This window comes from Lactobacillus sp. CBA3605 (assembly GCF_002970915.1).
In the GTDB taxonomy this organism is placed as follows: Bacteria; Bacillota; Bacilli; order Lactobacillales; family Lactobacillaceae; genus Lactiplantibacillus.
Map to the genome: position 1 here is coordinate 77512 of NZ_CP027190.1, position 24823 is coordinate 102334.

The 24823-nt window shown below is 42.9% G+C and carries 23 protein-coding genes and 1 other RNA gene; 13 read left to right on the forward strand and 11 right to left on the reverse strand.

What is annotated here, in order from left to right:
• Positions 1-70 precede the first annotated feature (70 nt).
• The 3 genes from C5Z25_RS00415 to mvk form a co-directional block, all read right to left on the reverse strand.
• On the reverse strand, positions 71-1162 hold the full coding sequence (locus C5Z25_RS00415) for a phosphomevalonate kinase (protein WP_105452807.1): 1092 nt from the start codon (positions 1160-1162) through the stop codon (positions 71-73).
• Positions 1163-1231: 69 nt separating this feature from the next.
• A complete protein-coding gene (mvaD, locus tag C5Z25_RS00420) occupies positions 1232-2212 on the reverse strand; it encodes a diphosphomevalonate decarboxylase (protein ID WP_105450656.1) in 981 nt (326 codons plus the stop codon).
• 14 nt (positions 2213-2226) lie between these two features.
• Positions 2227-3165 (reverse strand): mevalonate kinase, encoded by a 939-nt coding sequence (gene mvk / locus C5Z25_RS00425; RefSeq protein ID WP_105450658.1) that lies wholly within the window; start codon positions 3163-3165, stop codon positions 2227-2229.
• Positions 3166-3523: 358 nt separating this feature from the next.
• On the opposite strand from mvk, the gene C5Z25_RS00430 reads away from it, so the two are divergent.
• The 5 genes from C5Z25_RS00430 (at position 3524) to C5Z25_RS00450 (ending at position 10242) form a co-directional block, all read left to right on the forward strand.
• Positions 3524-6328: a helicase C-terminal domain-containing protein gene (locus tag C5Z25_RS00430; protein WP_105450660.1), complete on the forward strand. Its 2805-nt coding sequence runs from the start codon at positions 3524-3526 to the stop codon at positions 6326-6328.
• Positions 6329-6399: 71 nt separating this feature from the next.
• Positions 6400-6900, forward strand: coding sequence for a cell wall elongation regulator TseB-like domain-containing protein (locus C5Z25_RS00435; protein WP_105450662.1), 501 nt, complete (start codon positions 6400-6402; stop codon positions 6898-6900).
• A gap of 22 nt (positions 6901-6922) precedes the next feature.
• A complete protein-coding gene (locus tag C5Z25_RS00440) occupies positions 6923-8122 on the forward strand; it encodes a pyridoxal phosphate-dependent aminotransferase (RefSeq protein WP_105450664.1) in 1200 nt (399 codons plus the stop codon).
• Between the two features lie 17 nt (positions 8123-8139).
• Entirely contained in the window at positions 8140-9438 is a 1299-nt protein-coding gene (asnS, locus tag C5Z25_RS00445) for an asparagine--tRNA ligase (RefSeq protein ID WP_105450666.1), read from the forward strand.
• Between the two features lie 72 nt (positions 9439-9510).
• Positions 9511-10242, forward strand: coding sequence for a DnaD domain-containing protein (locus C5Z25_RS00450; protein ID WP_105450668.1), 732 nt, complete (start codon positions 9511-9513; stop codon positions 10240-10242).
• Positions 10243-10333: 91 nt separating this feature from the next.
• Here C5Z25_RS00450 and C5Z25_RS00455 read toward each other — a convergent pair whose 3' ends face one another.
• On the reverse strand, positions 10334-12655 hold the full coding sequence (locus tag C5Z25_RS00455; RefSeq protein WP_105450669.1) for a transglycosylase domain-containing protein: 2322 nt from the start codon (positions 12653-12655) through the stop codon (positions 10334-10336).
• Between the two features lie 32 nt (positions 12656-12687).
• On the reverse strand, positions 12688-13296 hold the full coding sequence (gene recU, locus C5Z25_RS00460) for a Holliday junction resolvase RecU (RefSeq protein WP_105450672.1): 609 nt from the start codon (positions 13294-13296) through the stop codon (positions 12688-12690).
• A 275-nt stretch (positions 13297-13571) separates the two neighbouring features.
• Here recU and C5Z25_RS00465 point away from each other — a divergent pair, with 275 nt between their 5' ends.
• The 6 genes from C5Z25_RS00465 (at position 13572) to C5Z25_RS00490 (ending at position 17486) form a co-directional block, all read left to right on the forward strand.
• A complete protein-coding gene (locus C5Z25_RS00465; RefSeq protein WP_105450674.1) occupies positions 13572-14141 on the forward strand; it encodes an SLOG family protein in 570 nt (189 codons plus the stop codon).
• A gap of 74 nt (positions 14142-14215) precedes the next feature.
• Entirely contained in the window at positions 14216-14557 is a 342-nt protein-coding gene (gene gpsB / locus C5Z25_RS00470) for a cell division regulator GpsB (RefSeq protein WP_105448383.1), read from the forward strand.
• 15 nt (positions 14558-14572) lie between these two features.
• An RNA gene (rnpB, locus tag C5Z25_RS00475) (RNase P RNA component class B) lies at positions 14573-14951 on the forward strand.
• A gap of 181 nt (positions 14952-15132) precedes the next feature.
• A complete protein-coding gene (locus C5Z25_RS00480) occupies positions 15133-16281 on the forward strand; it encodes a THUMP domain-containing class I SAM-dependent RNA methyltransferase (RefSeq protein WP_105450676.1) in 1149 nt (382 codons plus the stop codon).
• A 231-nt stretch (positions 16282-16512) separates the two neighbouring features.
• Entirely contained in the window at positions 16513-16944 is a 432-nt protein-coding gene (locus tag C5Z25_RS00485) for a hypothetical protein (RefSeq protein ID WP_158682786.1), read from the forward strand.
• Between the two features lie 188 nt (positions 16945-17132).
• Positions 17133-17486, forward strand: coding sequence for a hypothetical protein (locus tag C5Z25_RS00490; protein ID WP_158682868.1), 354 nt, complete (start codon positions 17133-17135; stop codon positions 17484-17486).
• Positions 17487-17758: 272 nt separating this feature from the next.
• Here C5Z25_RS00490 and C5Z25_RS00495 read toward each other — a convergent pair whose 3' ends face one another.
• The 6 genes from C5Z25_RS00495 to C5Z25_RS00520 all read right to left on the reverse strand — a co-directional run bounded on the left by C5Z25_RS00495 (position 17759) and on the right by C5Z25_RS00520 (position 22608).
• Positions 17759-18139: a hypothetical protein gene (locus C5Z25_RS00495; protein WP_105450680.1), complete on the reverse strand. Its 381-nt coding sequence runs from the start codon at positions 18137-18139 to the stop codon at positions 17759-17761.
• On the reverse strand, positions 18132-18452 hold the full coding sequence (locus tag C5Z25_RS00500; RefSeq protein ID WP_234002756.1) for an acetyl-CoA carboxylase: 321 nt from the start codon (positions 18450-18452) through the stop codon (positions 18132-18134). The genes C5Z25_RS00495 and C5Z25_RS00500 overlap by 8 nt, the downstream gene beginning before the upstream one ends.
• Positions 18445-19746 carry a Y-family DNA polymerase gene (locus tag C5Z25_RS00505; protein WP_105450687.1) on the reverse strand — a complete coding sequence of 434 codons (1302 nt, stop codon included), beginning with the start codon at positions 19744-19746 and terminating at the stop codon, positions 18445-18447. The genes C5Z25_RS00500 and C5Z25_RS00505 overlap by 8 nt, the downstream gene beginning before the upstream one ends.
• Positions 19747-19892: 146 nt before the next feature.
• Positions 19893-20648, reverse strand: coding sequence for an alpha/beta fold hydrolase (locus tag C5Z25_RS00510; RefSeq protein WP_105450688.1), 756 nt, complete (start codon positions 20646-20648; stop codon positions 19893-19895).
• A 184-nt stretch (positions 20649-20832) separates the two neighbouring features.
• On the reverse strand, positions 20833-21936 hold the full coding sequence (locus C5Z25_RS00515) for a hypothetical protein (protein ID WP_105450691.1): 1104 nt from the start codon (positions 21934-21936) through the stop codon (positions 20833-20835).
• A 153-nt stretch (positions 21937-22089) separates the two neighbouring features.
• Positions 22090-22608, reverse strand: coding sequence for a MarR family winged helix-turn-helix transcriptional regulator (locus C5Z25_RS00520; protein WP_105450694.1), 519 nt, complete (start codon positions 22606-22608; stop codon positions 22090-22092).
• Between the two features lie 144 nt (positions 22609-22752).
• Here C5Z25_RS00520 and C5Z25_RS00525 point away from each other — a divergent pair, with 144 nt between their 5' ends.
• Positions 22753-23688, forward strand: a complete 936-nt coding sequence (locus C5Z25_RS00525) for an ATP-binding cassette domain-containing protein (protein WP_105450696.1) — start codon at positions 22753-22755, stop codon at positions 23686-23688.
• Positions 23689-23704: 16 nt separating this feature from the next.
• Positions 23705-24478: an ABC transporter permease gene (locus C5Z25_RS00530; RefSeq protein WP_105450699.1), complete on the forward strand. Its 774-nt coding sequence runs from the start codon at positions 23705-23707 to the stop codon at positions 24476-24478.
• Positions 24479-24823 lie beyond the last annotated feature (345 nt).

Consider the following 24823-nt stretch of genomic DNA (forward strand, 5'->3'; position numbering starts at 1 on the left):
TTAAGTTCAAAAAAACGAATCGGCACCGCGACCTGCTTAGTGGCCGGAGCGATTCGTATTTAAAGTCGGTTTAAGCTTTCGAGATTGGACTATCACCAACTAAATGCACGTTTAAGTTTAAGCGTTCGATGCCATCATGCGCCCATTGTTTTAAAAGTGGGGTTGGATTGATGGCTTGGTCAATTAAGACGATACCACAGTCACCACCACCAGCACCAGAGGTTTTGGCGGCCGCACCGGCGGCTTCGGCGATGGTAATCATCTTTTTGAGCATGGGTGTTTCAATCGTGACCTGACTAAAGGTCCCTAATGTTTGTAGTAATTGTCGATTTTGACGTAGTTCAGCTTGGATTTCAGCTAGATTATGCGCGTGAAAGCCCTGAATCATTCGTTTTAAGCAAGCTTTACTAGCAGCTAAAAAGGTCTGATACTCGGACTTTTGCTTCGCTTTCACCAAGGCCACCTTGTCGACTAAGTGTGAAGTTGAAGCGGGTGAGCCGGTCCAACCGATAATCAGGCGAAGATCTGCTGGCGGTGTTAGCAGTTCAATATTTAAGTCTGGCCAGTCCATTGCCAGTAAGTCAGTTAGTGACGCTGTTTTTCGTTGTTCAGCTAACCATTGCCGATCAAATGAATGGTAAGCAATCCAGCCGCCATAAACGCTTGCCGCAATATCTCCTAGTGACCCGTTACCTTGGACGGAGAGGTGGGCAATCGCAGCTAATTTAAAAAGTTTATTTTTATCCATTGATAAGTGATAGAACTCACAGAGCGCTTTGACTGTGGCAACAGTGACGGCGGCAGATGAGCCTAAACCGTATTTTTTGCCATCGGAACTATCTAGCTCGCTATTAATCCCGAGGTGATACACGCCCAGTTCACGCCCAGCTTCACGGGCATAACTTTCAGTTAGGCTGATAGCTGAAAGAATATAGTGGAATGGGTTATCCCGATTGTCAAAAACCATCTTGTTCCCACGGCGTTGCCAAAAGATTGAGTTTTCTTGATATTGCTTTGAAACGATACTCCCGAAAGTATCACTAGGTGAAATTGTGGCCGTTACGAATTGATCGAGAGCCACAATAATGGCCGGAAAGCCAGACTCGACCACTGCATATTCCCCTGCAATGTAGAGTTTTCCAGGTGCTTTCACCGTAATCATGCCATCATGTCCTTTCATGGTAGTGGAACCACACGCAGTTAGTCACTACCAGTCAAAATTAAGTCAAAATTAATTGGTTGTCATTGTAATTCCTGGGCCGGGTTTAGCAATGATGAGTTGTTCGGCAGTAAAGTGCGTTTGTAAGGCGCTGGTGATTTTAGCGGTATCTTTACTAGCACAAATAATCTTCACGTTGGGTCCAGCATCCAAAGTATAATAACAGTTAACCCCCCGTGCACGCAAGTTTTCGACGATTTTGATAGTTGTTAACGTATCTGCGGTAAAATAATTAAAAGCTGGTTTGGCGCTTAGATTTAAAGCGTGCATCCGCATGGCGTTGGTTTCAGCAATTTCACCGACAGCGGTTAAGTTCCGGTCAGCGATGGCTGTACGCATCTGAGCTAAATCGTGATTAGCTGTTTTAACCCAAGCAGAATAATAGGGAGATGTCTGGACGACCCGAGCCATGCCGGTAGTTGAACTGACGGGCTTTTTATGCGCCTGTAGGACAACTGCAATCATTTGGATGTCCCAATCAACGGGGTCTTGAATGGACTCTGCATAGGAACTGGCATCATCATGGCCGGCATGCCATTCGACGAAGCCGCCGAAAACGGACCGCGTGGCTGAACCAGATCCGCGCCGCGCTAGCCGGCTTAATTCAGTCGGCGTAAGGGTTAAGCCCGCTGCTTGGCTACTGGCTGCCGCTAGGGCTGCAAACCCAGAAGCAGATGAGGCTAAGCCGGCCGAAGTGGGGACGTGGTTACTTGTTTTGACAATTGCCCGGGCAGTTTGACCACTCAACTGGCGGACCAGGTCAAGAAAGCTGACCATGCGGTGTGATTTGCCCGGGGCCAGCTTGGTTTGATTAAAATAAATAACATCTTGATTAGCCTTAGCATCAAAGGTGACACTCGTTTCGGTATAAAAATGATCTAAAGTTAATGAAATACTGCCATTTTGGGGGAGCATCAACGTGGAATCTTTTTTCCCCCAGTATTTAACGAGTGCAATATTGGTATGTGCTTTAGCGGTAACAGTTTTTGACATGTGGGTCCTCCAAATTAATCAGTTGGTAATAGGGGTTCAACCCAAGTAGCGGTCGCCCCAGCGGCGGAAAGCTTTTGTGAAAGATTGTTTGCAATGCTAGCTTCAGGCGCGATGGCAATGAGACAGCCACCTTGGCCACTCCCCGTTAACTTTGCAGCAACGGCACCATTTTGACGGGCCACTGCTAGGAGCTGTTCTAATGCCGGATGGCTAACACCTAACGAACGCAAATCATCTTGTGCACCGTTCAAAGCCGTTGCTAAGGCCGTCAAATTGCCAGTCGCTAAGGCTGAACGTGTTTGTTCGGTGAGCTGACCTAAGTGCTCAATTCGACTTTGAATAGTTGTGCCTTCAACCATTAAGAGGTTTTTAACGGTGGCTACGGCTACTTTGGTCTGACTTTTAATGCCAGTATCTGCAATCACTAAATAACCTGGTAATTTAATGGGAATTGGAAAGTTTTCACGATCTTTAATAAACCAAACCGGTGAATTAGCACTGGCGGTTGCCACATCTAAGCCACTTGGTTGCCCATGAGTATAACTTTCGGCAATATTAGCAGTTCGGAGTAACTCCTGATGAGATAAAGGCTGTTCAAAGAAAGCATAAAGCGCCCGTGTCACCGCGACCGCCGCCGCTGCTGAGGAACCCATGCCGCGTTCTGAAGGAATATCACTGGTGATGTGGATGTCGAAGCCTTGATTAGGGCGCTCAAAACGAGCTAACAAAGTTTTAATTAAGGCTTGAATGCCCCCTAAGTTAGCACTCATCATTTGAAAATCCCCATTAAAGTAACGACTTTTAACCGTTTGAGCCGTATCACGGCGGTGAATGACGGCTTGCATTTGAATCGTCGAAATTGGTAAGGCGATGGCAGGTTGTCCGTAGACGACGCCATGTTCGCCAATTAAAATGATTTTGGCATGACTAGTGCCGGTAGCTAGATTTTTCAATCGTGTCGCTGCCTTTCTAAATGGATTAATAATAGGATAATGATACCTTAGAATTTGGTTTTTTGCTATGTTCCATTAGGGGACGGTTAGTAATTTATCGGATTTATAAAGAACAGTTACAAAAGTTTGAGTTAAACCTAATAAAAATTGGACTGGTTAGAACGAGTCTGGTGGCTAAAAGTTGAATCTGACCAGTTAGGCTAACAATTATGGTAAGCTTAGGGCTAAATTTTAGGACTGATTGGGTGCGATAACGCTTGAAATCGACCATAATTCGCTTTACGTCTATGCTATAATTTAAAGAGAATAATTTTTTTCAGAAAAAATAATATTAAAGACTGAATTTGGGGAAATGACCATGAAACCAAACACGACCTATGCCGTTGTTGATATTGAAACAACTGGTACTAGTGTTAAGGATGGCGATCGTATCATTCAAATTGGCTGTGCGTTCGTCAAAAACAATAAAATAATTAATACTTTTGCAGCGGATGTTAATCCACTAACGAAAGTGCCACCGGTGATTGAAAATCTAACCGGTATTAGTAATGCGCGGGTGCGTAAAGCGCCGCCATTTGATGACTTGGCAGGGACGATTTATAGTCTTTTACAAGGCACTGTTTTTGTGGCGCACAATGTTAATTTCGATTTACCGTTCATCAACGCTGAATTACAACGAGTTGGCTATCCAGAATTGCCGATTCAAGCAGTTGATACGGTCTCGCTGAGTCAGATTTTATTGCCAACAGCCCCAAGCTTTCGGTTACGGGATTTAAGTGCACTATTAACGATTGAACACCAACATCCGCATGCTGCTGATAGTGATGCAATTGCGACAGCCCATTTGTTTATCTTCTTGCAACAACGCTTAGCACATTTACCGCTGACAACGTTGCAACAAATGGTGCAGTTAACACCTGAATTACCACGCGATACCGCGGAATTATTTGCGTATGCGTTGCAACAAGGAAAAAAGCATCCGGGACGATTACCACATGATTTGATGATTAAGAACGGTTTAGCATTGCGCAAAAAAAAGTTGCCGCAACAACCAGTTGGCCGTAGTGATGCCCGCTATCCGCTGACTAAGGCGCAAAAAGTGCATTTGTTTGGTACGGATTTACGGTATCGACCACAGCAAGCACGGATGATGAACCAAATTTATCGGCATTATACAAAAGCTAGTAGTCAAAATGAACCGTTATTAATTGAAGCACCAACCGGAACTGGTAAGACGCTAGGCTATTTATTGCCATTGGCGTACTTGGCGCAAGGACAACGGCAAGTTATCATTAGTACGGCCACAACGGTGCTGCAGAATCAATTATTAGACCAAGGCATTCAACTCTTAAACGTGTTATTACCTAATCCGGTCACCGCAGTCGTCATTAAGGGGAATCAGCATTACGTTGATTTAGACCGGTTTGCGCGAGGACTGGCATTACATGAGCATTCCAAGCAGACGCAACTGCTAAAATTACGTGTGTTAGTATGGTTGACTACGACCACAACGGGTGATTTGGATGAACTCCATCTGACCACTTACCAGGCGCCTTACTTTAAAGAAATTGCGCATCATGGGGTGGCCTCACTCAAGGCGGATGATCCGTTCTTTAAAGATGATTTTTTACGGTTTCGGGATCAGCAGATGGCCCAAGCAACCTTCGTCATTACGAATCATGCTTATTTGATGCAACATGTGGCGCAATTAGGCAGTCGGCAGCAGCAGCCGTTATTGGTTTTAGATGAAGCGCAGCATCTCGCTGACGGTGTTTTACGAGAATCACGACAACGCTTCGACTTCAACTTTTTCATGGCGGCTTGTCATAGTTTGACCAGTCGGATTGATCAAGAACACGGGCTGAATCTACGGGCACTGTTTGCAGAACAACCACAATCCGATTATCGGTTAAAATTATTAGATAATTCCTTGAATGATACGGATTTACATTTGCAGCAACTACAAGCGGCGCTAGCGCGCGACTTTGTGGTCACACAAAAAGGTGGCAGTCAGCCGGTTGAAATTGCGATTACGACGGAAGCAGTCACAGCCTTTTTTGCCACGCATAATAGTTTGATTAAGCAGTTGCAGACGGCGATTGAAAATTGTTTCTTACAATTTCAACAATTGAATGAACAATATCAACACGATCAAGCGGAGGTCTTACCTTCAGAACAACATGTCTTAGATGATTTTTATAATCGGATGCAGGATTTACGACAAGGCTATGATTTGTTACGAACGTGGTTAATGCCAGCGACGCGTGAACAGCGGGTCTTTTGGATTACGCTTAATCAGTGGCACGATCGTGGTAGCTTGAGTTTGTCAGGAAGTTTGATTGATACAAAGGGGTACTTTAAGGAACAGCTTTATCCGTATTTTAGTGCGCCTTTGTTTACGGGCGCCACGTTATTTGCGACTGGCAAGTCACAGTACGTTTATACCCAATTAGACCTTGATGAAAAGACCACAGCCCACCATCAATTATCAACCCCCTTTGATTTAGAAAAGCAGGCGCGGTTATTGATTGCCACGGATGCCGTTGGTCAAGAATCACCAGGTGGCAAGCAGCGGGTCGCCTATTTAACGCAGGCAATTAATGCTATTGCGATGGCGACGCCCAAGCAAACGTTAGTCTTGTTTAATTCGTTGAACATGATTGAAGCGGTCTTTCATGGGCTGCATCAAACGAAGTTAAGTGCAGATCGTGAAATCTTGGCCCAAGGTGTCAATGGCAGTCGCGAAAAATTATTGCGGCGTTTTGTCCAAGGTGATCATGCGATTCTATTAGGGGCGGCCAGTTTTTGGGAAGGCATTGATTTGCCACAAGACCAATTAGAATTATTAATCGTCACTCAATTGCCCTTTGAATCACCAGATCGCACCACGACTAAGGCCCGCTACCAACAATTACGACAAGCTAAGATTAATCCATTCTATAATGAAGCCTTGCCGAAAGCGGCTTTACGGTTACGACAGGGCATCGGCCGGTTAATTCGTACGGAACAAGATACGGGTGCTGCGGTTATTTTAGATGATCGTCTTGTTACTAAGCGGTACGGACAAACGATTTTAAAGGCGTTACCCAAAACAATGCCACCAATTAATGGCTCAATTGCTGAAATTACAACGGAACTACAAAGTTTTTTCAAAACTAAGTAAGAAAGCGTTCCGTGCCCGGTGTAATTTGCTATAATTAGGCTATCTATTTTTTGAAAGGATCCGGAAAAACTATGAGAGTTCAACGTAGAAGACGTCCAGAACGACTAATCATGATCATTTTATTAGTGGTCTTAGCAATTATTGTGGCCGTCTATGGGACCCTATGGGTGGCCCAACGTCCGGTGCACAATGCGCAAAAAACAGCTTATAGTTTAGCTGTTAGTAAAGGCAAGCTAAAAACGACGACGGCATTTTCTCAGTATAATGGGACGGCTAGTTATTATGTGGTGACCGGGACTTCTAAAAAGAATGTACCAGTATATGCCTTGATTAAGACTAAAAAGCCGCATCAGACGACAATTGTGAAGCAATCGGCAGGGATTACCCGTACGAAAGCATTACGTAAAGTTTGGTCAAAACGTAATCCTAGCAAGGTTATCAAAGCCACGTTAGGCGTGTACGAAGGTCAAGTTGTTTGGGAAATTACGTATTTAAATCAGAAAAAAGCCCTTTGTTATGAAATTTTACAGTATGCTAATGGTAGTGAAGTAAAATCAATTATTAATATTTAAATGTAAAGGAGCTCGTTCATCAATGGAATTATCGCACAAAGTCATGCAGATTCAGCCATCCGCAACCTTAAAAATTAGTGCGCAAGCAAAACAAATGATTGCGGCCGGTATTGACGTTATCAATCTGGGAATTGGTGAACCGGATTATCAAACGCCGGAAAACATTAAGCAAGCGGCAATTACGAGTATCACTAATGGTCAGGCTAGCTTTTATACGCCGGCAACCGGGTTACCTGCATTAAAACAGGCAATTAGTCAACGAATTATGGCCGATCATGGCTATCAATTTGACCCGAGCCAAATTGTCGTGACTGATGGGGCCAAAATGGCGTTATTTACGTTATTTCAGGTTATCTTGAATCCAGATGATGAAGTCTTATTACCAGTGCCTTATTGGGTGAGCTATTCGGAACAAGTTAAGCTGGCTGGTGGGGTTCCCGTTGAAGTTGGGACCGACCGACAACTACGGTTTACGATTGCGGATTTGGAAGCGCAACGGACGGTTAAGACCAAGGCGCTTGTCTTAAATTCACCACAAAATCCATCCGGGTTAGTTTTTAGTCGGGCAGAATTAACGGCAATCGTTAATTGGGCGGTTCAACATGATATTTTAATCATTGCAGACGAAATTTATGAGAAACTATTATATAATGGCAATCATTTTACGTCGGTATTAGAATTAGATGCCGCCAATATGGACCACATTGTGCTAATCAATGGGGTCTCAAAAGCCTATTCGATGACTGGCTGGCGGATTGGTTATGCTGCTGGTCCCAAAGCAATTATGGCTAAAATGGGTGTGGTTTTAGGGCACGCGGCTAGTAATCCAGCGGCGGTTTCACAATATGCGGCCATTGAGGCGTTTGGAGGTGACCAGACGTCCGTGGAAACAATGCGTCAAGGGTTTGAAAAACGCTTGAACGACTTGTATCCACTAATTAATGCGCTACCGGGCTTCAAGTTGCCAAGTGGTAAGCCAGCGGGGGCCTTTTACCTGTTCCCAGATGTAACGGAAACGTTACGTCTGACTGGATATGCGGATGCACCGGCGCTAGTGAGTGCTATCCTGACAGAGGCCCATGTTGGTTTAGTGCCAGGGGAAGCCTTTGGATTGCCTGGTCATATTCGGTTGAGTTATGCGACGGATTTAGAGTCGTTACATACCGCTTATCACCGGTTAAAAACATTTATTGATCAAAAAATTGCTGAACAAGCGAAATAATTGGAGGATTTAAATTAATGGTGCAAGAAATCAACATTACACAAGCTAAAGACCATGTTGACGAAAAGGTTAAAATTGGGGTCTGGCTAACAAACAAGCGTTCAAGCGGTAAGATTGCGTTCTTACAATTACGTGATGGGACGGCCTTTTTCCAAGGGGTTGTCGTTAAGAGTCAAGTGACGCCTGCTGTTTTTGAACTCGCTAAAGAAGTTAAACAAGAAACCAGTATGTGGTTAACTGGGGTCATTCATGAAGATAGTCGCTCAAAATTTGGTTACGAAATCGAAGTTGAAGATATTGAAATCGTCGGCGAAAGTGAAGACTATCCGATTACTCCGAAAGAACATGGGGTTGATTTCTTAATGGATCATCGTCATTTATGGTTACGGTCAACGCGGCCATGGGCGGTTATGAATATTCGTAACGAAGTTATCCGCGCAACATACGAATTCTTCAACCAAGAAGGCTTTATCAAGATGGATTCACCAATCTTGACTGGGAGTGCCCCAGAAGGGACCACTGAATTGTTCCATACTGAATACTTTGATCGGGATGCTTACTTATCACAAAGTGGGCAATTGTACGCTGAAGCTGGTGCTTTAGCGTATGGCAAGGTCTTCACCTTTGGCCCGACCTTTAGAGCTGAAAAGTCTAAGACTCGTCGGCACCTGATTGAATTTTGGATGATTGAACCTGAAATGGCCTTCATGCATCAAGAACAAAGCTTAGAAGTCCAAGAACGCTATATTGCTTTCTTAGTTCAAAGCGTCATTGACAACTGTAAGTATGCCTTGGATATTTTAGATCGCGATGTTGAAAAACTACAAAAGTATACGAAATTACCTTACCCACGAATTAGTTATGATGAAGCGATTGATTTATTAAAAGCGAATGATTTTGATGTGGAATGGGGAGCTGATTTTGGCTCACCAGAAGAAACTTTCTTGGCGGACCATTTCGACCAACCAGTTTTCGTTCTAAACTATCCTAAGGCCATCAAGCCATTTTACATGAAGCCACATCCAACGCGTAAAGACGTTGTGATTTGTGCCGATTTATTAGCGCCTGAAGGCTATGGTGAAATTATTGGTGGTTCTGAACGGGCTACTGATTACGATTACTTACTTGATCAAATTAAAAAAGCAGGCTTGGATCCTAAAGACTATGCTTGGTATTTAGATTTGCGCAAGTATGGTAGTGTGCCGCATGCTGGCTTTGGTTTGGGCTTGGAACGTTTCTTGACGTGGATTACCTCTGAGGACCATGTTCGTGAAACGATCCCATTCCCACGGCTATTGAACCGTATTTACCCGTAAAATTTTAAATGGTTAGTAGGCAGGGAGTGAGACGAATTTGTCGCACTCTCTGTTTGTTCAGGAGGTTATGTGATGGAACCATTAGCACAAGCATTAGTCAATGGTGGTCAGACCAATATTGCCAATAGTTTATTAAGTCATTATCGCACCATTGGTCTCACGAATGACGAATTATTAGTGTATTTGCAATTTAAACGGTTGATGGATCAGGGCGATCAATTTCCGGATGCGGGGGTCGTCGCACAAAGCTTAGGTGAGACAACGAATACTGTTTTTCAGCGATTACATGAAATGTTAGCTAAAAAGTTATTGACGATTGAGTCGATTACGGCTGCTGATCAAAAAATTCATGATCGGTATAATTTTGATGGTCTCTATGATAAGTTGGCGGTAGCTTTGAAGCAAGCGCCAGCTACGACTACCACCACCGGGACTGAGCCGGCGTCCACTGAAAACCCGCGTCAAAAAGTGTTTAAAGCGATTGAAACTGAATTTGGTCGAGCACTTTCACCGATGGAGATGGAACGGATTAGTCGTTGGTTTGACGAAGATCACTACGATCCCGAAATCATTAAGTTAGGCTTACAGGAAGCCGTTTTACGTCAGGTTTATAATTTGACTTATATTGATCGTATTTTGCTTAATTGGCAAAAACGGCATCTGACGACGGCAGTTCAAATTGAAGCTGATCGGCGCCAGGGGATTGAACAGCGTTTGAATTCAGCGCCGAAACCCCAACGACAGACGGGGGAGAATGCTGGGCCCCAGATGCCACTGTTTAAGTTAGGTGAGACTCAAAATTGAGGGCTTAAACCCATTGAACTTGGAAGCATAAACTAAAAATGCACCAACAGGCCATTTTAGGTCTGTTGGTGCATTTTTAGGTTGCAGATAATTAATTACCCGTATTGTCATCAGTCGCCGGCTCAGTGGAACTAGCGGCGGTTGATGACGAAGCGGCTTCACTGGAACTAGAACTGCTAGCGGCTTCCGAACTAGAACTAGCTTCGGAGCTACTGCTGCTACTAGCTTCGGCTTCCGAACTACTACTTGAAGCTTCGGATGAGGCACTAGATGATGATGACGATTCACTAGAACTAGCGGCACTGCTAGTGGTTGCATTGCTAGAACTGGCAGCGGGAGTAGAACTCGTCGATGAGGCTGAAGAAGCACTTGTGGTTCCTGATGAGGCCTGTGATGACGAGAAAACATGACCGACTACGTATAATTCTTGGAGACCGTTTCTAGTTGTTGTTGCAACTGAACTAGGCTTGGTCCAATCAGAATTTGGTGAATATTGTTGTAAGTAGGTCATCATTTCACGATAAATATCTTGCGAAATTTTTGACGTCGTTGAATCAATATAGCCATTCTTAGAATAAGCTTGATCATAACCAGTCCAAACTGAAACTGAATAGTTTTTCGTATAACCTGCCATCCAAGAGTCGATATCGGCGTCTGATGGCACTTTACTCTTCCAATCACTTGGATAACCATCGGTCCCGGTCTTACCAGCTTGGTAAACGCCGCTAATCTTAGCGGTGGTCCCAGTCCCAGTGGAACTATTGATGACGCCTTTTAACATATCTGTAATCATATAAGCAGTTGATTTTTTCATGGCGCGTTTACCAGTACTGCTGTACGTGGTTGTTTCATTATCTTGACTGACAATTTTGTTGATATAGTAGGGCTTATGGTAAACCCCACCATTGGCAAATGCTGCATAAGCGCCAGCAACTTGCAAGGTCGATACATTAGCCCCAATTGCGTAAGCATAAGGAATCGTACCGGTGAAATTCATCCCTAGACCATTGGCAAATGTTTTGGCTTTAGTCCGGCCAACTTGTTCCAATGTCCGTACGGCAGGAATGTTTCGGGATTGTACGAGCGCTTCACGCATCGTCATATTGCCTAATGTCTTGTTATCAAAGTCATTGACTGAAGTCTTACTACCAGGATACTTATACTTAGTATCAGAAACAGTCTTGTAGGTCGGCCAGTTGAGATATTCGATTGCTGGTCCATAATCCAGAATTGGCTTCATGGTGGAGGCGTTGGAACGGTCAGTTTGGACTGCTCGATTCAAGCCGTACGTTACGTTCCCCGTTTTACGGCCACCAATCATGGCTGAAATCTTCCCGGTATACGAATCGACTACTGAAACCCCTAACTGAAACTTATCGTTGGGGTAGGAGACATAGGTATCACTATTGGCAATCTGATAGAGCCGTTTCTGGGCGTTCATATTTAAGTTAGTATAGACTTTTAGGCCATCAGTATATGGATCGTAACCCTTGGCTTTAATGGCCGTGATGACTTCTTTTAGATAGGCATCGACTACTTTGTTTTTATGTTGCTGGGTGACTAAGCTGGTATGTGTCTTAGCTAACCCAGTTTGAACATTCACACTTTTAGCGGCTGTCATTTGTTGTTTCGTGATGGCTTTATTTGAATACATTGCTTCTAAGACGAGGTTACGCCGGCTAGTAGCATATGAAGGATAGGTCGTTGGATCATAGTTAGTTGGTGATTGTGGCATCCCAGCTAATAAGGCCAATTGACTCAAGTTAAGTTGACTCAAGGACTTACCATAGTAATATTCTGCGGCGGTTCCCATGCCATAAACACCGTTTCCCATATAAACCTTGTTAATGTAGAATTCCAAAATCTGGGATTTGCTAAAGTGTTTTTCAACATTTAGTGCTAGCCAAGCCTCTTGGGCCTTAACTTTAAGATTTCGATCGGAAGTTTTGGTTGAGAAAACGGATAACTTGACCAGTTGCATGGTCAGTGTACTCCCGCCTTGCATCCCCAGTGAGGACCCTTTAAGGTTACCTAGCGCTGCGCCGAGAATCCGGTAATAGTCGACCCCTTTATGTTGGTAAAAACGGCGATCTTCAATGGAAACAACTGCGCTTTTTAAAGTGGCAGGAATCTGATTAGATTTAACGTATTCTCGATTGCTGTTACCTAAATTAGCGAATAGTTTACCGTTAGCATCGTAAACACGCGTCGTGTTTTCACTTTTGAGACTACTTTCAGTAACTGTCGGGGAACTTTGGGCAAAGTAGAAAAATAGGCCAATGCCAGCCAGAATACCGACGACGGCTAATGCAATTAACGTTAAGATGATTCGACGTACCCAATGCTTTTTGGGTGGTTGGGTGGTATTTCGTTTACGCGCTACCCGTGAGTTTTGATTATTGTTACCTGCCATGATGGTCTCCTTTAATGACTTGATAATTAATATTAATGCTTAATAAGGGTATCAACCGCCGCTAAATAAGGAATGGGCGGATTAATCTGGTAGTGCATTTCACTGGCTAGTCGTTCGATGTCAGCAAGTGGAATTGATTTGCGACCACCATCAGCTTGGTGATCCCAATAAGTAAATAAATCTGAAGCTTTTAATAAAAATAACCGATTTAAAACCGCAAATCGAATAATAACAAAACAAATGCCCGCTTGGGCCAAACATTTTCGCATATGTTCAATTTGGTGCTCATGGAAATTTTTGAGTGGAAAGGCCGTTTTACTTTTGGTTTCCTTAGCTTCAAAATCAAGATATTTGCCTTGATACACGCCATTATAATCAGTTGTTGAGGCGTGTTTAAAGTAAGCTTCGCGGATGACGGCGGCACTCCGGTTAGGATAATCCACCTTAACAATTTGAATGGGCGTCGGTTTTTTATAAATGACGGCGATATCATGTTCAAGATAATAGGTATTACTGTTGTTAATCTCTTCCTCCAAGCTCATCCCGCGATCGCCAAAATTAACGTTAGCGAACTTTGATGGGTGCGATTTGGCATGGGCCGGTTGGTGATAGGGATTGCCGTTTGGATAACGAATCGTCACATTATCAACCTCCTAATAATCACATATTATACCAATAAATGCCGTTTTTACATAATGGACTCAAGTCCTTTTAAAAATGAGGCGTTTTAAAGGTGTTTAGTGGCTAGTTTTGATGACGAATTGATGACTTAATGATGTCATTAGTTGTTCCTATCATAACGTAAATTGGTCAAAATTCCCGTAATTGAGTAACGTAGGCAATGAACTTGTTAAAAGCGACGTTTCCGGTTAAAGTAATAATTAAGGATTAACTAATACTTAAGGGAGGCTTTTTTGTGAGTCGTTTATGGATGAGCGGCTATCGTAGCTATGAACTGGGTGTTTTTAGTGATACCGATGATAAATTAAAAGTGATTAAGTATGCGTTGACCAGTTATTTAACGGCCCAGATTGAAGATGGGGTTGATTGGTTGATTACCGGTGGTCAATTGGGCGTTGAACAATGGTGTGCAGAGGTTGGGGTTGCTTTAAAACAAACCTATCCTGAATTAAAAGTGGCCATGATGTTACCCTATGCGGAATTTGGCGGGCGCTGGAAAGAAAATAACCAGGCTAAATTACAACTACTATTGGCTCAAGTTGATTTTCATGCCGCTATTAGTAAACAACCTTATGAAAATCCGCAACAATTAAGAAATTATCAAGAATTCATGGTTACCCATACGGATGCGGCTGCGTTAGTTTATGATTTAGATAATCCGGGAAAACCTTCGTATGACTACGATGCTATCCAGTCATTTGCTGAGACGCAACCGTACCCGTTAACAGTAATTGACTTCGATTGGTTGCAAGAAAGTGCGAATGAGTATGCAGAAAAACAGAATAATGGTTTTAATTTTGAATAAAGTCTGCTACAATGTTTTAAGTAATGCGGATGCCGTTTCGGTATTGCGCGAATAACAATGAGGTGTTTTTAAGTATGGCTAAACATAATTTTACTCCCAAAGACATCCTACAAAAAGAATTCAAGCCAAAGATGCGGGGTTACGACCCAGCTGACGTGGATGGTTTCTTAGATAATGTCATTAAGGACTATGAGTCATTTAATAAAGATAACCAACAACTTTCAGATGAAAACGAACGGTTGCGGGCCAAAGTCGATGAACTTACTAAGCAAGTCGCAGTTGGTGCAACCAGTCCATCTTCACAGCCAACTAGCACGGTGACGAATATGGATATTCTGAAACGCTTATCTAATTTGGAACGTCACGTGTTTGGCGCCCAATTAGATAACAATCAAAATGAATCGCATCGACTTTAGATGTGATTCGATGTAAATTCTGGGTAATCGCGGTCGGCTTATGTCGGCTGAGGAAGGTCCATGCCCGCACAAGCTGCGATGCTTGTAGTGTTCGTGCTCGGTGAAAAAATAAGCTGGGGAACCGATTTTATCGGTTACGGCGGGAAAAACGGCTAAGGCGCAAGCTATGCCCGAGTATCCCTGAAAAGTGCCACAGTGACGATACTTAGCTGGAAACGGCTAAGTTGGAACGCGGTAAACCCCTCGAGCGGGCAACCCAAACTACGGTAGGGGCGCTTCACATAAGTAAATGAACTAAATGTGGGGGGAGATCCTTGTGATCTCGAGATAGATGATTGCCGCCTAATCAACAGCCACCTGTGCTTTGGTTAGGTACAAAACATGGCCTACAGGAATTTACATTTTGACAGGAGACTAGGACAAAAGTTCGCTTTTGTCCTAGTTTTTTTATACGGTCAAGTTAACCATCATAAAACTATGCTAAACTAGATAGGGCGGCCGCATTAGTTGTGGTCGCGATGAAGTAAGCACTTAAAATAAATGATTATAATTGTTTTACTATGTAGGAGGAACACATGGAAGAATTTAGATTAATTGCGACTGCTGCCAGCGGGATTGAAGCTTTGGTTGGCCGCGAATTACGGGATTTAGGGTATCAAACTCAAGTTGAAAATAGCCGAGTTCGGTTTAATGGGACGATTAAGGATGTTTTACGGACAAACTTATGGTTACGAACGGCTGATCGGATTAAAATTATTGTGGGTGAATTTAACGCCTATACTTTTGACGAACTGTTCGAAAAAACATTGGCGTTACCTTGGGATCAATTTTTACCAATGGATGCGGAATTCCCGGTTGAAGGTAAGTCACGAAACTCAAAGCTACACAGTGTGCCAGATGTGCAATCAATCGTAAAAAAAGCAATCGTTAATCAATTGTCCAGTACCTATCATCGGAGTGGCCATTTACCAGAAACTGGTGCTTTGTTCCCATTGGAAGTTGCCATTAATAAAGATAAAGTTTTGTTAACTTTGGACACCACGGGAAGTAGCTTGTTTAAGCGAGGCTATCGGGTTGAAAAAGGGAGTGCGCCATTAAAGGAAAATATGGCTGCTGCCTTAGTGATGTTAGCCAAATGGTATCCAGATAATGCGTTTGTCGACCCGGTTTGTGGTTCTGGAACGATTCCGATTGAAGCAGCGATGCTAGCCCGGAATTTAGCCCCCGGTTTTAACCGCTCTTTTGCTTGTGAGAAGTGGGACTGGGTTCCAAAGGGTCTCAGCCAAGAATTACGGGATGAAGCGGACAGCCAAGCTGATTATGAGACGGAATTAGATATCAGCGGTTATGATATTGATGGCAAGATGATTGATATTGCTAAGCTGAATGCGCAAGAAGCTGGGTTGTTAGATGATATCAACTTTAAACAGTTGGCAGTCAAAGACTTCACAACGGAAAAAGTGAATGGTGTCATCATTGCTAATCCACCTTACGGGGAACGGTTAAGTGATCGTGAGAGTGTCCGAGTGCTTTACGAACAAATGGGTGATGTTTATGCCAAGTTACCTAGTTGGAGTAAATACATTTTAACCAGTGATCTTGAGTTTGAAGATTACTTCGGTAAAAAAGCCACTAAACGACGGAAATTGTATAATGGGGCGCTACGAACGGATTACTTCCAATATTGGGGGAAACGTATTCGACCAGCGCGGATTGAAAATTAGATTACCATTTTTAATGACACTTTAAGTAATCGTGCGTCATCGGGGCTAGTCATTTTTTGACTAGCTTCTTTTTTAGCCTAAATGTTGGCTGAATACCACTCAATTCAAACACTTTAATACTGTTTTGATATTGAAGGTAGCATAAGCGATGATGACGGTAATGCATCGGTGACATATAATGTGAATGACGGTAGTACAAACTTCACCATAAGTAGTGCGGTGGAGGAAATGTTGACTCAAAACGAGACTGCCATTGGCGCATCGGATATGACTAATGCGATGAACGAAATTGCTGGCATCATTAAAAATGGTGATATCACCAGTAATACATCGATTAGTGCTTCTAAAATGGATATTACGCTAAAAATCAAGTCCACTTATGAGCACAAGGCAAGTAACGGTCGGACATATTCCATTGAGTATGTCATGACTTTGAAAATTCATTTCAAGGAATTTGTAGATCCATTGCCAGTTGGAGTCACAGAAACACAGGCGACTGATTACAATGCGAACTTGGCGAACGCCTTACAAAAGTTTGAAAACTCAATGAATTTCCTAAATGATTTGCATCCAGATTTGCAATTTGCACCAGTTGCTGCGTTCGAGGAAGGTACAATGACAGGTGTGGCAATATTCATAGTCGCAATGTTGCTTACCGCATAATATGATTGAATGGAGGGTGGTTTGTGCAGAATAGTGTTCAAGAAGCGATAGTAAGTTGCGTCTTTATAATGGTTATACTGTATTTACTAGTTGTGTCCATTGTTTTAACGTTTGTCAGAAGCTTTCACATATCAGTAGGTCCCTTGCACTTCAAAGCAAGATTTCGTGCTAGGAAGAGTTATGTTTCAATGCCGATGAAAAATAATCCAAAAATTCGCAAGGCTTATATTAGATACTTGATAATAAGTGCTCTGACTGCTTTAAGCATTGTGGGCCAGCTTATTGTCATGCAAATTGGTTATCCCGTTGAAGCGGCAGTAGTTGGATGCACCTTGTATGGATTAGAGTGGTGGTCCGCTAAGGCTGTCTACCTACTGAGAGATTATTGGGAAAAACATGATGCAAAAGCTGCTGGACTTACACTGGCCTCTAAAGAAGTGTTTAAAATAAGAATGACGTTATATAAAAGTACTATCATTGGTACAACTATTATGACTCTATCCTTTATGATTTATATGTTAAATTTCGGAGTTTATTTCTAAAGTATTTGAAAGTCCTTATCATTGCCACAATTCGTCACACCAAAAAGATTCGAACCAGTCTGTCCGAACCTTTTTGGTGACTAAATACGTATACTAAAATCAAAAGTTTGATATTGGTATTCAGTACGATCGTAGCGTTCTTGACGACCATAAGTGACTGATGTGATGTCTTTTAATTCGATTGACGACGAAATTTTTGAAAATAAAAAATAGCGCCCGAAAGCACTATTTTTAAATTGGCTAGCTGTTGTTGGCTACAGATGTGCCAAAACTTAGTTAGTCAGCGGTCGAACGTTTCGAATCGATGCTAAGGCGATAAAGTGAGTCTCATTGATAATGATATCAGTGTCATTGTAGCCACTAACAGTGCCAACTTGGTCTGGAAACAAGTTCCCATTAGGGTCCACTGACTGTAACTGAATGGCGACCAAAGTATGCTGGGTATAACTCGCTGCCAAAATAGTCGAAATGGTTTGGAGCGACTGTTGAGGACGTTCTTCATAGGTTAGTTGCATTTGAGCATGTTGCTTATTTAAGGCACTCGTATGATCCGAAAGGTAGAATCCTTGCCATTTGACCATGCCGCGATCATGGTAGTCAGACGTAAAAAAGCGGTTAACGATAGTCATATCAAAATCATCTGGTTTATTCATAGTTATTGCGCACTTTCTGAATAAGGTGGTGGTTTTTCGGCCATTGAATGCCAGCAAACCCTTCGTATTCAATCGTTAGTTGTGTTAAGTGGTGTAACTCGGTCACGACTAATTCCAAGTGAACCAAGTCGCGGCCATGGAGACTGTGTAATGGTACTGACTTTAAACGTTCCCATTTTCGTTGAGAATTGAAGAAAATATTGAATTCGTCATCATAAGGATCATTCACAATTTGAAGCCAATATTTAGTAGCTGTTACGCGTTTGAATAACAGTTGCATACGAGTATTAATCAGCCGGGTATCATCAGTCATAGGCATTACCACCATTGTGACCACCAACTAACGATGCCCGCTGAATTGCTGTACTACCAGTCAATAAACTATTGCCATAGACTAACTTAGTAAAGCCAAAACGGTTACGGATGTCGTCAACGACCTGATTAATTTGGGCCTTTTTCTGTTGTTGCTGCGTATCTTGAAATAAATTTAATTGTTGACCAGTATTAGGGCTTAATTTAGCGGCGTAAACCGAAATGTTACGAATTGACTGGCCCGCCCAATTGGTTTTGAATAAATAGTGTAAGGCCCTAGTAATTTCAAAATTGTCATTGGTTGGATCAATCGCCATCGTTTTTGTCAAGCCACTACGACCGTCATCTTGCGTTGTGGCAAACGAAAAGCCCAGACTCAATGATAGCTGACTAGCCAATTTATTATGGCTACGCAAACGAGCAGCGACTTGTTCACCGATTTCTTTAATAACTGTGTTGATTTCAACCGGACTACGATAATCACGGGGCAGTACTTGTGAATTACCCAGACTAGCTGCACGTGTTTGTGGCCGATAACGCATATCGCTACGATCGACACCCCAAGCAATTGCAAATAGCTGTGCACCAATGACGCCTAACTGTTGTTTGAGTAAATAAGGATTATAGTGGGCTAGGTCATACATGTTTTGGATGCCAAGTGCTGCCAGGCGTTTAGCTGTTCGAGAGCCAATACTCCAAACATCAGTCATTTCAGGAATCTCCCAGATTTTTTGCGGCACAGTTTCGTAATGGATTTCACCAATCAAGTCTGGATTGTGTTTGGCATAAATGTCTAAGGCAATTTTAGCTTGGACCGGGTTATCACCAATACCAACGGTTGTATATAGCCCTAATTCTTGCCGAATTGTTTTTTGGATTAATTGTGCTAGCTCCTTGGGATTCTTACCATAAAGACGCAGTGAATGGGTACAATTTAGGAGACTTTCATCAATTGAGTATGGTAATAGATCTTCTTCGGCGACAAAACGTGAAAAAATCTGGTTAATTTGTAAATTGCGTTGAATATATAAATTCATCCGCGGTGGAACGACCATTAAGCGTGGATCCCGAGGTAGATCACGTTGGCGGGACACGTTAGCTTTCAAATGAAATAACTGTTTAGCAGTCGGTGAGGTTGCCAGAATGAGTCCACCATTAGTATTGGCTTGTTCACTCATAACGACTAATGGCACTTTGAGCGGATTCAGCCCACGCTGAATGGCCTCAATACTCGCATAAAACGACTTATTATCAATTAAGAAGTAGACGCCCCGGGGTTCCTTATCTATGAACATAACGCTCAACCTTTCTAATAACATGTTTTATATTTTATCACAAAAAGGGGAACTTGTGTTCTGGATAGTGCGATATTAGGTCAACAATTTTATTGCTTAAAAACCCGCTAACCTGACGTGTTTAAACGTCAAGATTAGCGGGAAGTTTAAGTATTGAGATAATAGTCAAAGAAGTTGGCAATTTTATTCATTAGTGGAATTTTAACCAGGTGTTTAGCCTGATAGCCGGTAATGAAGGCCACCTGTTCGGCATAGGATTCGAGATGGATGCGGTCAAAAAAATCACGGGATTGGGCATATGGAATCCGCTCATCAGCGGTGCCATGCCAAAACAAGACGGGCCGGTGATTAAGGGTCTCCGGTTGCTGATTTAAGTCATAATAGTTGAGCCAACTGGTTAATTGCACCATGTCCGTTGGGAGATATATTTGGCGCTTGGCTGCTGAATCGCGGACTAGTTGGGCATAGGCAGCTAAGTTGGGGGTCCCCATGATAATACTAGCAGCCTTAATTTCAGGGTGTTGCGTTAATAAGGCTCCAGTTGTCATGCCACCCATCGAGTAGCCACCGACGCCAATTTTGTCAGCCAAAATGAGGTGCTGCTGCTGATAAAAATCAATAATTAATTGAAATTCAGCGAGATTACCTTGAATACTTTGCCAAAATGTCCATGATGGTAAGCGACTAATCGGCTGTTGACGGGCGCCATGGTTTGGGGCATCTGGTAAAATGACGCGTAATCGCTTAGCTGCAAGTTTGCGAGCCTGGGTTAAGACGAGTGCTTTACTTGATTGCCAGCCGTGATAAAAGATGACTAGTGGTAAAGCTTGATGTTGGTCGTCGGCATTGACGACTTCAAGGAGCGGGATATCTTGAAGTTTCCGGTTCAAAATTTCAATCATTTTGTTAAGCTCACTTTAATATGGTTTTAGATAACTTAACCATGCCAGAAACGACGGCAAAAAACAAGTTAAGGGCTTTCAAATAGTTGCCGGTTGGAGCTGTGTGTGCTGTTAAGTCTGATTTTTACAGTAATATAAAAAACGCTCAGAAAAAATCTGGGCGTTTTTTGGTGGGAATTAACTTTTAGTAGCCTAACAACAGCGTGTAATAGTAATAAGCCCCTAGAATAACGATCCAAACGACTAACCAAATAATGGTTATGCTGACATGGAAGGTGCGTAAATGATACCGGAATCGATCAAAAGTATCACGGTCACTAATTTTGAAAGGTAATTTAGTGGTATCTAAAGTTTGTAAATAGTCGTAATTACGTTGTGGCCAAGTAAAGCCTACCCCGACAATTAGGCAAATGGCGAGGAGCGCCATAATAGCAGCTGGGAAAACAGCGGTTAAGTCCACGGAAAAGGTTGGTGACACGATGTTAAAGTACAGACTAGCTAGTGCCCAAAGTGCTAAGACGTAACCGATTAAGCGGATAACGTGGACGGAAATAACTCGGTTTTTTAAAGCTGGTTGCTGTTTTAAGAGTGTTTTAGTTGCTTGATAGTGACGTTTTCCCCAGCTGATTTTACCAGGTTGAACGAGCAGGTAACGATTTTGGTGCAGGTAAGGTAATTGCGCTAGGGCAGTAATGCAGGCAATTACTGGAATTGCCAACATAACTGTCATTGCTAGGTCTTCGAGCGCGACACTTGGCGTCGTACTACTTGCCCAAACCCGGCCAATCCAAATCACTAAGATGAGTCCAATTGCAGCCCAGGTGGCCCATAATTGATGACGCCGGTAGCGTTTGAAGGTCTTACCATCAACTAAGGTAAAGGGCTGTTTTTTAGTGAGATGTGTTGCCCAATAATGATAGTTTTGTGTCGGCCAAACCAAGGGGTAGACCATAAGCAAAGCAGTTCCCAGCACGATTAGGATGGCACTGATGAAGGCCAGTCGTGTCGGAAAAACCAATAAATCTAGTTTAGCTTCAACTAGGTAGGCGCTGATCAAGATTAAGATGACGCCTAACCAAGTACTAATCTGGCTAAAATAAAACAGTCTTTTTAACTTGGGACTAGCATTAGTCGTTGTCTGGCGAGCTTGTCGTGGCAAGGCTAGCCGAGCTGACAAATTCGCAGGCGCTGTAAGTGGTTCTAAATACGGATGAAACCAGTTCAAGCCAAGCTGTGATCCAAGTAAAATTAACAGAAGGGCTAGAAGCACAAAAATTATAATTAGCATATACGTAAGTCCTTTTAAATGAATTATAGTATAACCAATTAAGTTTAAAGCTAATTGAAATGAAAGGTGGGACTTCGATCAAACCTTGAGATTTTCTTAAGTTCTATGGCTATTTTGTGAAAAAACAGTGTCATTTAATTGTTACGCTGGCATTTAAAGGAACCAGTCGCGTAAATGATTAGTTACCGTTTGCTGGAACTTATTAAATAATGTGGGATTGGCCGTGTTAATTTCGTTATAAAGACTGTCATTAATTTTTGTCAGAATTGTTGTGAGTTGATCTAGTTCAGTGTCACTCAACACGTTTAAAAATTCTGGCACTTTTTCTATTTCTGCAGCAGCGGTTTCACGGCCCAAAGCAGTCAGATGAATGATGGTTTTACGGCGATCGGTCGTTGATTTTTCTTTTGTGACTAGTGCTCTTTTGACCAATTTGTTGACAAATTCAGCGGTTGATTGCGCTGTTAAATTTAACCGAGTGGCCAGTTCCTTTTGTGAGAGACCGTCAGTTTGTGAGAGTGCCAGTAGAATCTTGCCTTGTCCTTGAAACCGCAATGGGTGGTCATCTTTAGCTGAATGGCTACGGTGGTTTAATTCGTCAGCGGTGTGTCGTACCATACCGAATTCTATCAGTTTGCCAGTCGCTTTTTTTTGTTTACTTAAATTAGGCATATTAATCACGCTCCTATAGCCATTATACCCGACGATAACTTTAAGTGTGGGCGTTAGATAAATTCTTGACAAATTAATCAGGGGGCCTTATTATATATTTAGTCAGGGGGACCTGATTAAAAAACGACTTAAGAGGGAATCAGCATGGCAGCTATTAATGCAATTGAAGTTAATCATTTGAGCAAGCAATTTGGACAAAAGACAGTGGTGGATGATATTTCGTTTAACGTGCGTCAAGGGACGGTCTTTGGGCTACTAGGCCCCAACGGTGCTGGCAAGACGACAACGTTACGGATGATGACAACGTTACTTCAAGCAACCACCGGTCAGGTGAAAATTTTTGGCCATGATACGCGTCTAGAAGGGCGATTGGCACGGTCAATGTTTGGGTTAACCGGACAATATGCAGCCGTTGATGAAGACATTTCGGCACGCGAAAATCTCATGATTTTTTCGCGGTTAAACGGCCTCTCACGCTTGGCTGCTAAGAAACGCACGGACGAATTACTGACTGAATTTTCGTTAACGCAGTCTGCAGATCAGGCATTGAAACACTTTTCCGGTGGCATGCGTCGCCGGCTAGATCTGGCAGTTAGTCTGATTACGCGACCGGCCCTCATTTTTTTAGACGAACCGACCACTGGGTTAGATCCGCGGACTCGCACCCAGATGTGGACCACAATTCGCCAATTAGTGAAGCAGGGTTCAACTATTATTCTGACCACCCAGTATCTAGATGAGGCTGATCAATTAGCAGATGAGTTGGCAATCATTGATCATGGTAAGCTAGTGCGCATGGGGACGCCGGCCGAGCTTAAACAACAAGTTGGCGGGCTTAAGTTAAATCTGACGATTGACCAAGCCGGACAAGTGATACCAGCAGTACAGGTATTGGCTGCACAAGTGACCGGTAATATTCAGCAAAATGGGCAACAACTCAGCCTGCGGATAAATAAGTTGGCGCAGGTGGCACCAATCTTGACGGTGCTTAATCAGGCTGGAATTACGTTCAGCCAATTAGTTGTTCAGGAACCATCGCTGGACGATGTCTTTATGAAGTTAACGGTTGGTAAGAATTAAGAAAGTGGGATGCAAGATGGAACGACAAACATACAGGAGTCATTTGTTGATGAATACAGCCACGATGGCTTATCGAAATTTATTGAAGACAATTCATAATCCGGATAGATTTATGGATGTGATTGTACAACCGATTATGTTTATGTTGATGTTTGGTTATTTATTTGGGGGTGCGATTGCGGGTGGTGTCAAAGCATACTTACCAACTATTGTGCCCGGGATTTTGATTCAGACGATGCTCTCAGCAGCGTCTGGATCTGGAGCACAAATCAGAGAAGATCTCGACTCAGGGGTCTTTGATCGATTTAAATCATTGCCAATGGCACACATTGCACCGCTGGCGGGCCAGCTTTTTGCCGATAGTTTACGCTTACTAATTGCGGCAATGACGTCGTTGGCGACCGGGTATGTCATGGGTTGGCGTCCTACCGTGGGGTTGGGCTGGGTCATGGTGATTGGGCTATTAGCTATTTTTTCAGGTTGGGCGTTGTCATGGCTGTTTGCATTGCTTGGCTTGTTGGCTAAAAGTGCGGGGGCCGTTCAAAGTGTTTCGTTAATGACGATGTTAGTGTTGTCATTCATGTCAAATGCTTTTGTACCGCTACATTCGCTGACCAAGCCGCTGCAGGTGATTGCGCGCTTGAATCCGGTGACTTATGTCATTACCGCAATCCGCCAGATTTTGGCAACTGGTAGCTGGACATCTGAGGCGTTACTCGTCTTGCTATTTGACGTTGGAATTGTTGTGGTTTGTGCCCCGTTAGCTGTTTGGGCATATGATCGTAATTAAGTAGGCAGCTGTCCCGTATAAAAAGCAAGGTCTTAAGCAAATAAGACGAGTAACCAAAATTCGGCTGCTCGTCCTATTTGTTTGTGTAGAAGCTAGTTATAGCACAGCCTGTTTTTTCGCTTAATTAGAATTAGATTGCATAAAAATTAATGGTTAATTGTACTTAGAGAAGGAATCGTCAACTATCGTACATTTTATTAAAACACCATTGAGGAAGCAGACCACTAAATGGGTTGCTTCTTTTTAAGATTGTCCATATTGCTCCGGGGGGCTTAAGCAGGTCATCCTGACACGTTTGATTTAATGAAAAAATTGGGAGTGCTTTTAATAAATTAGTGGCTGTAC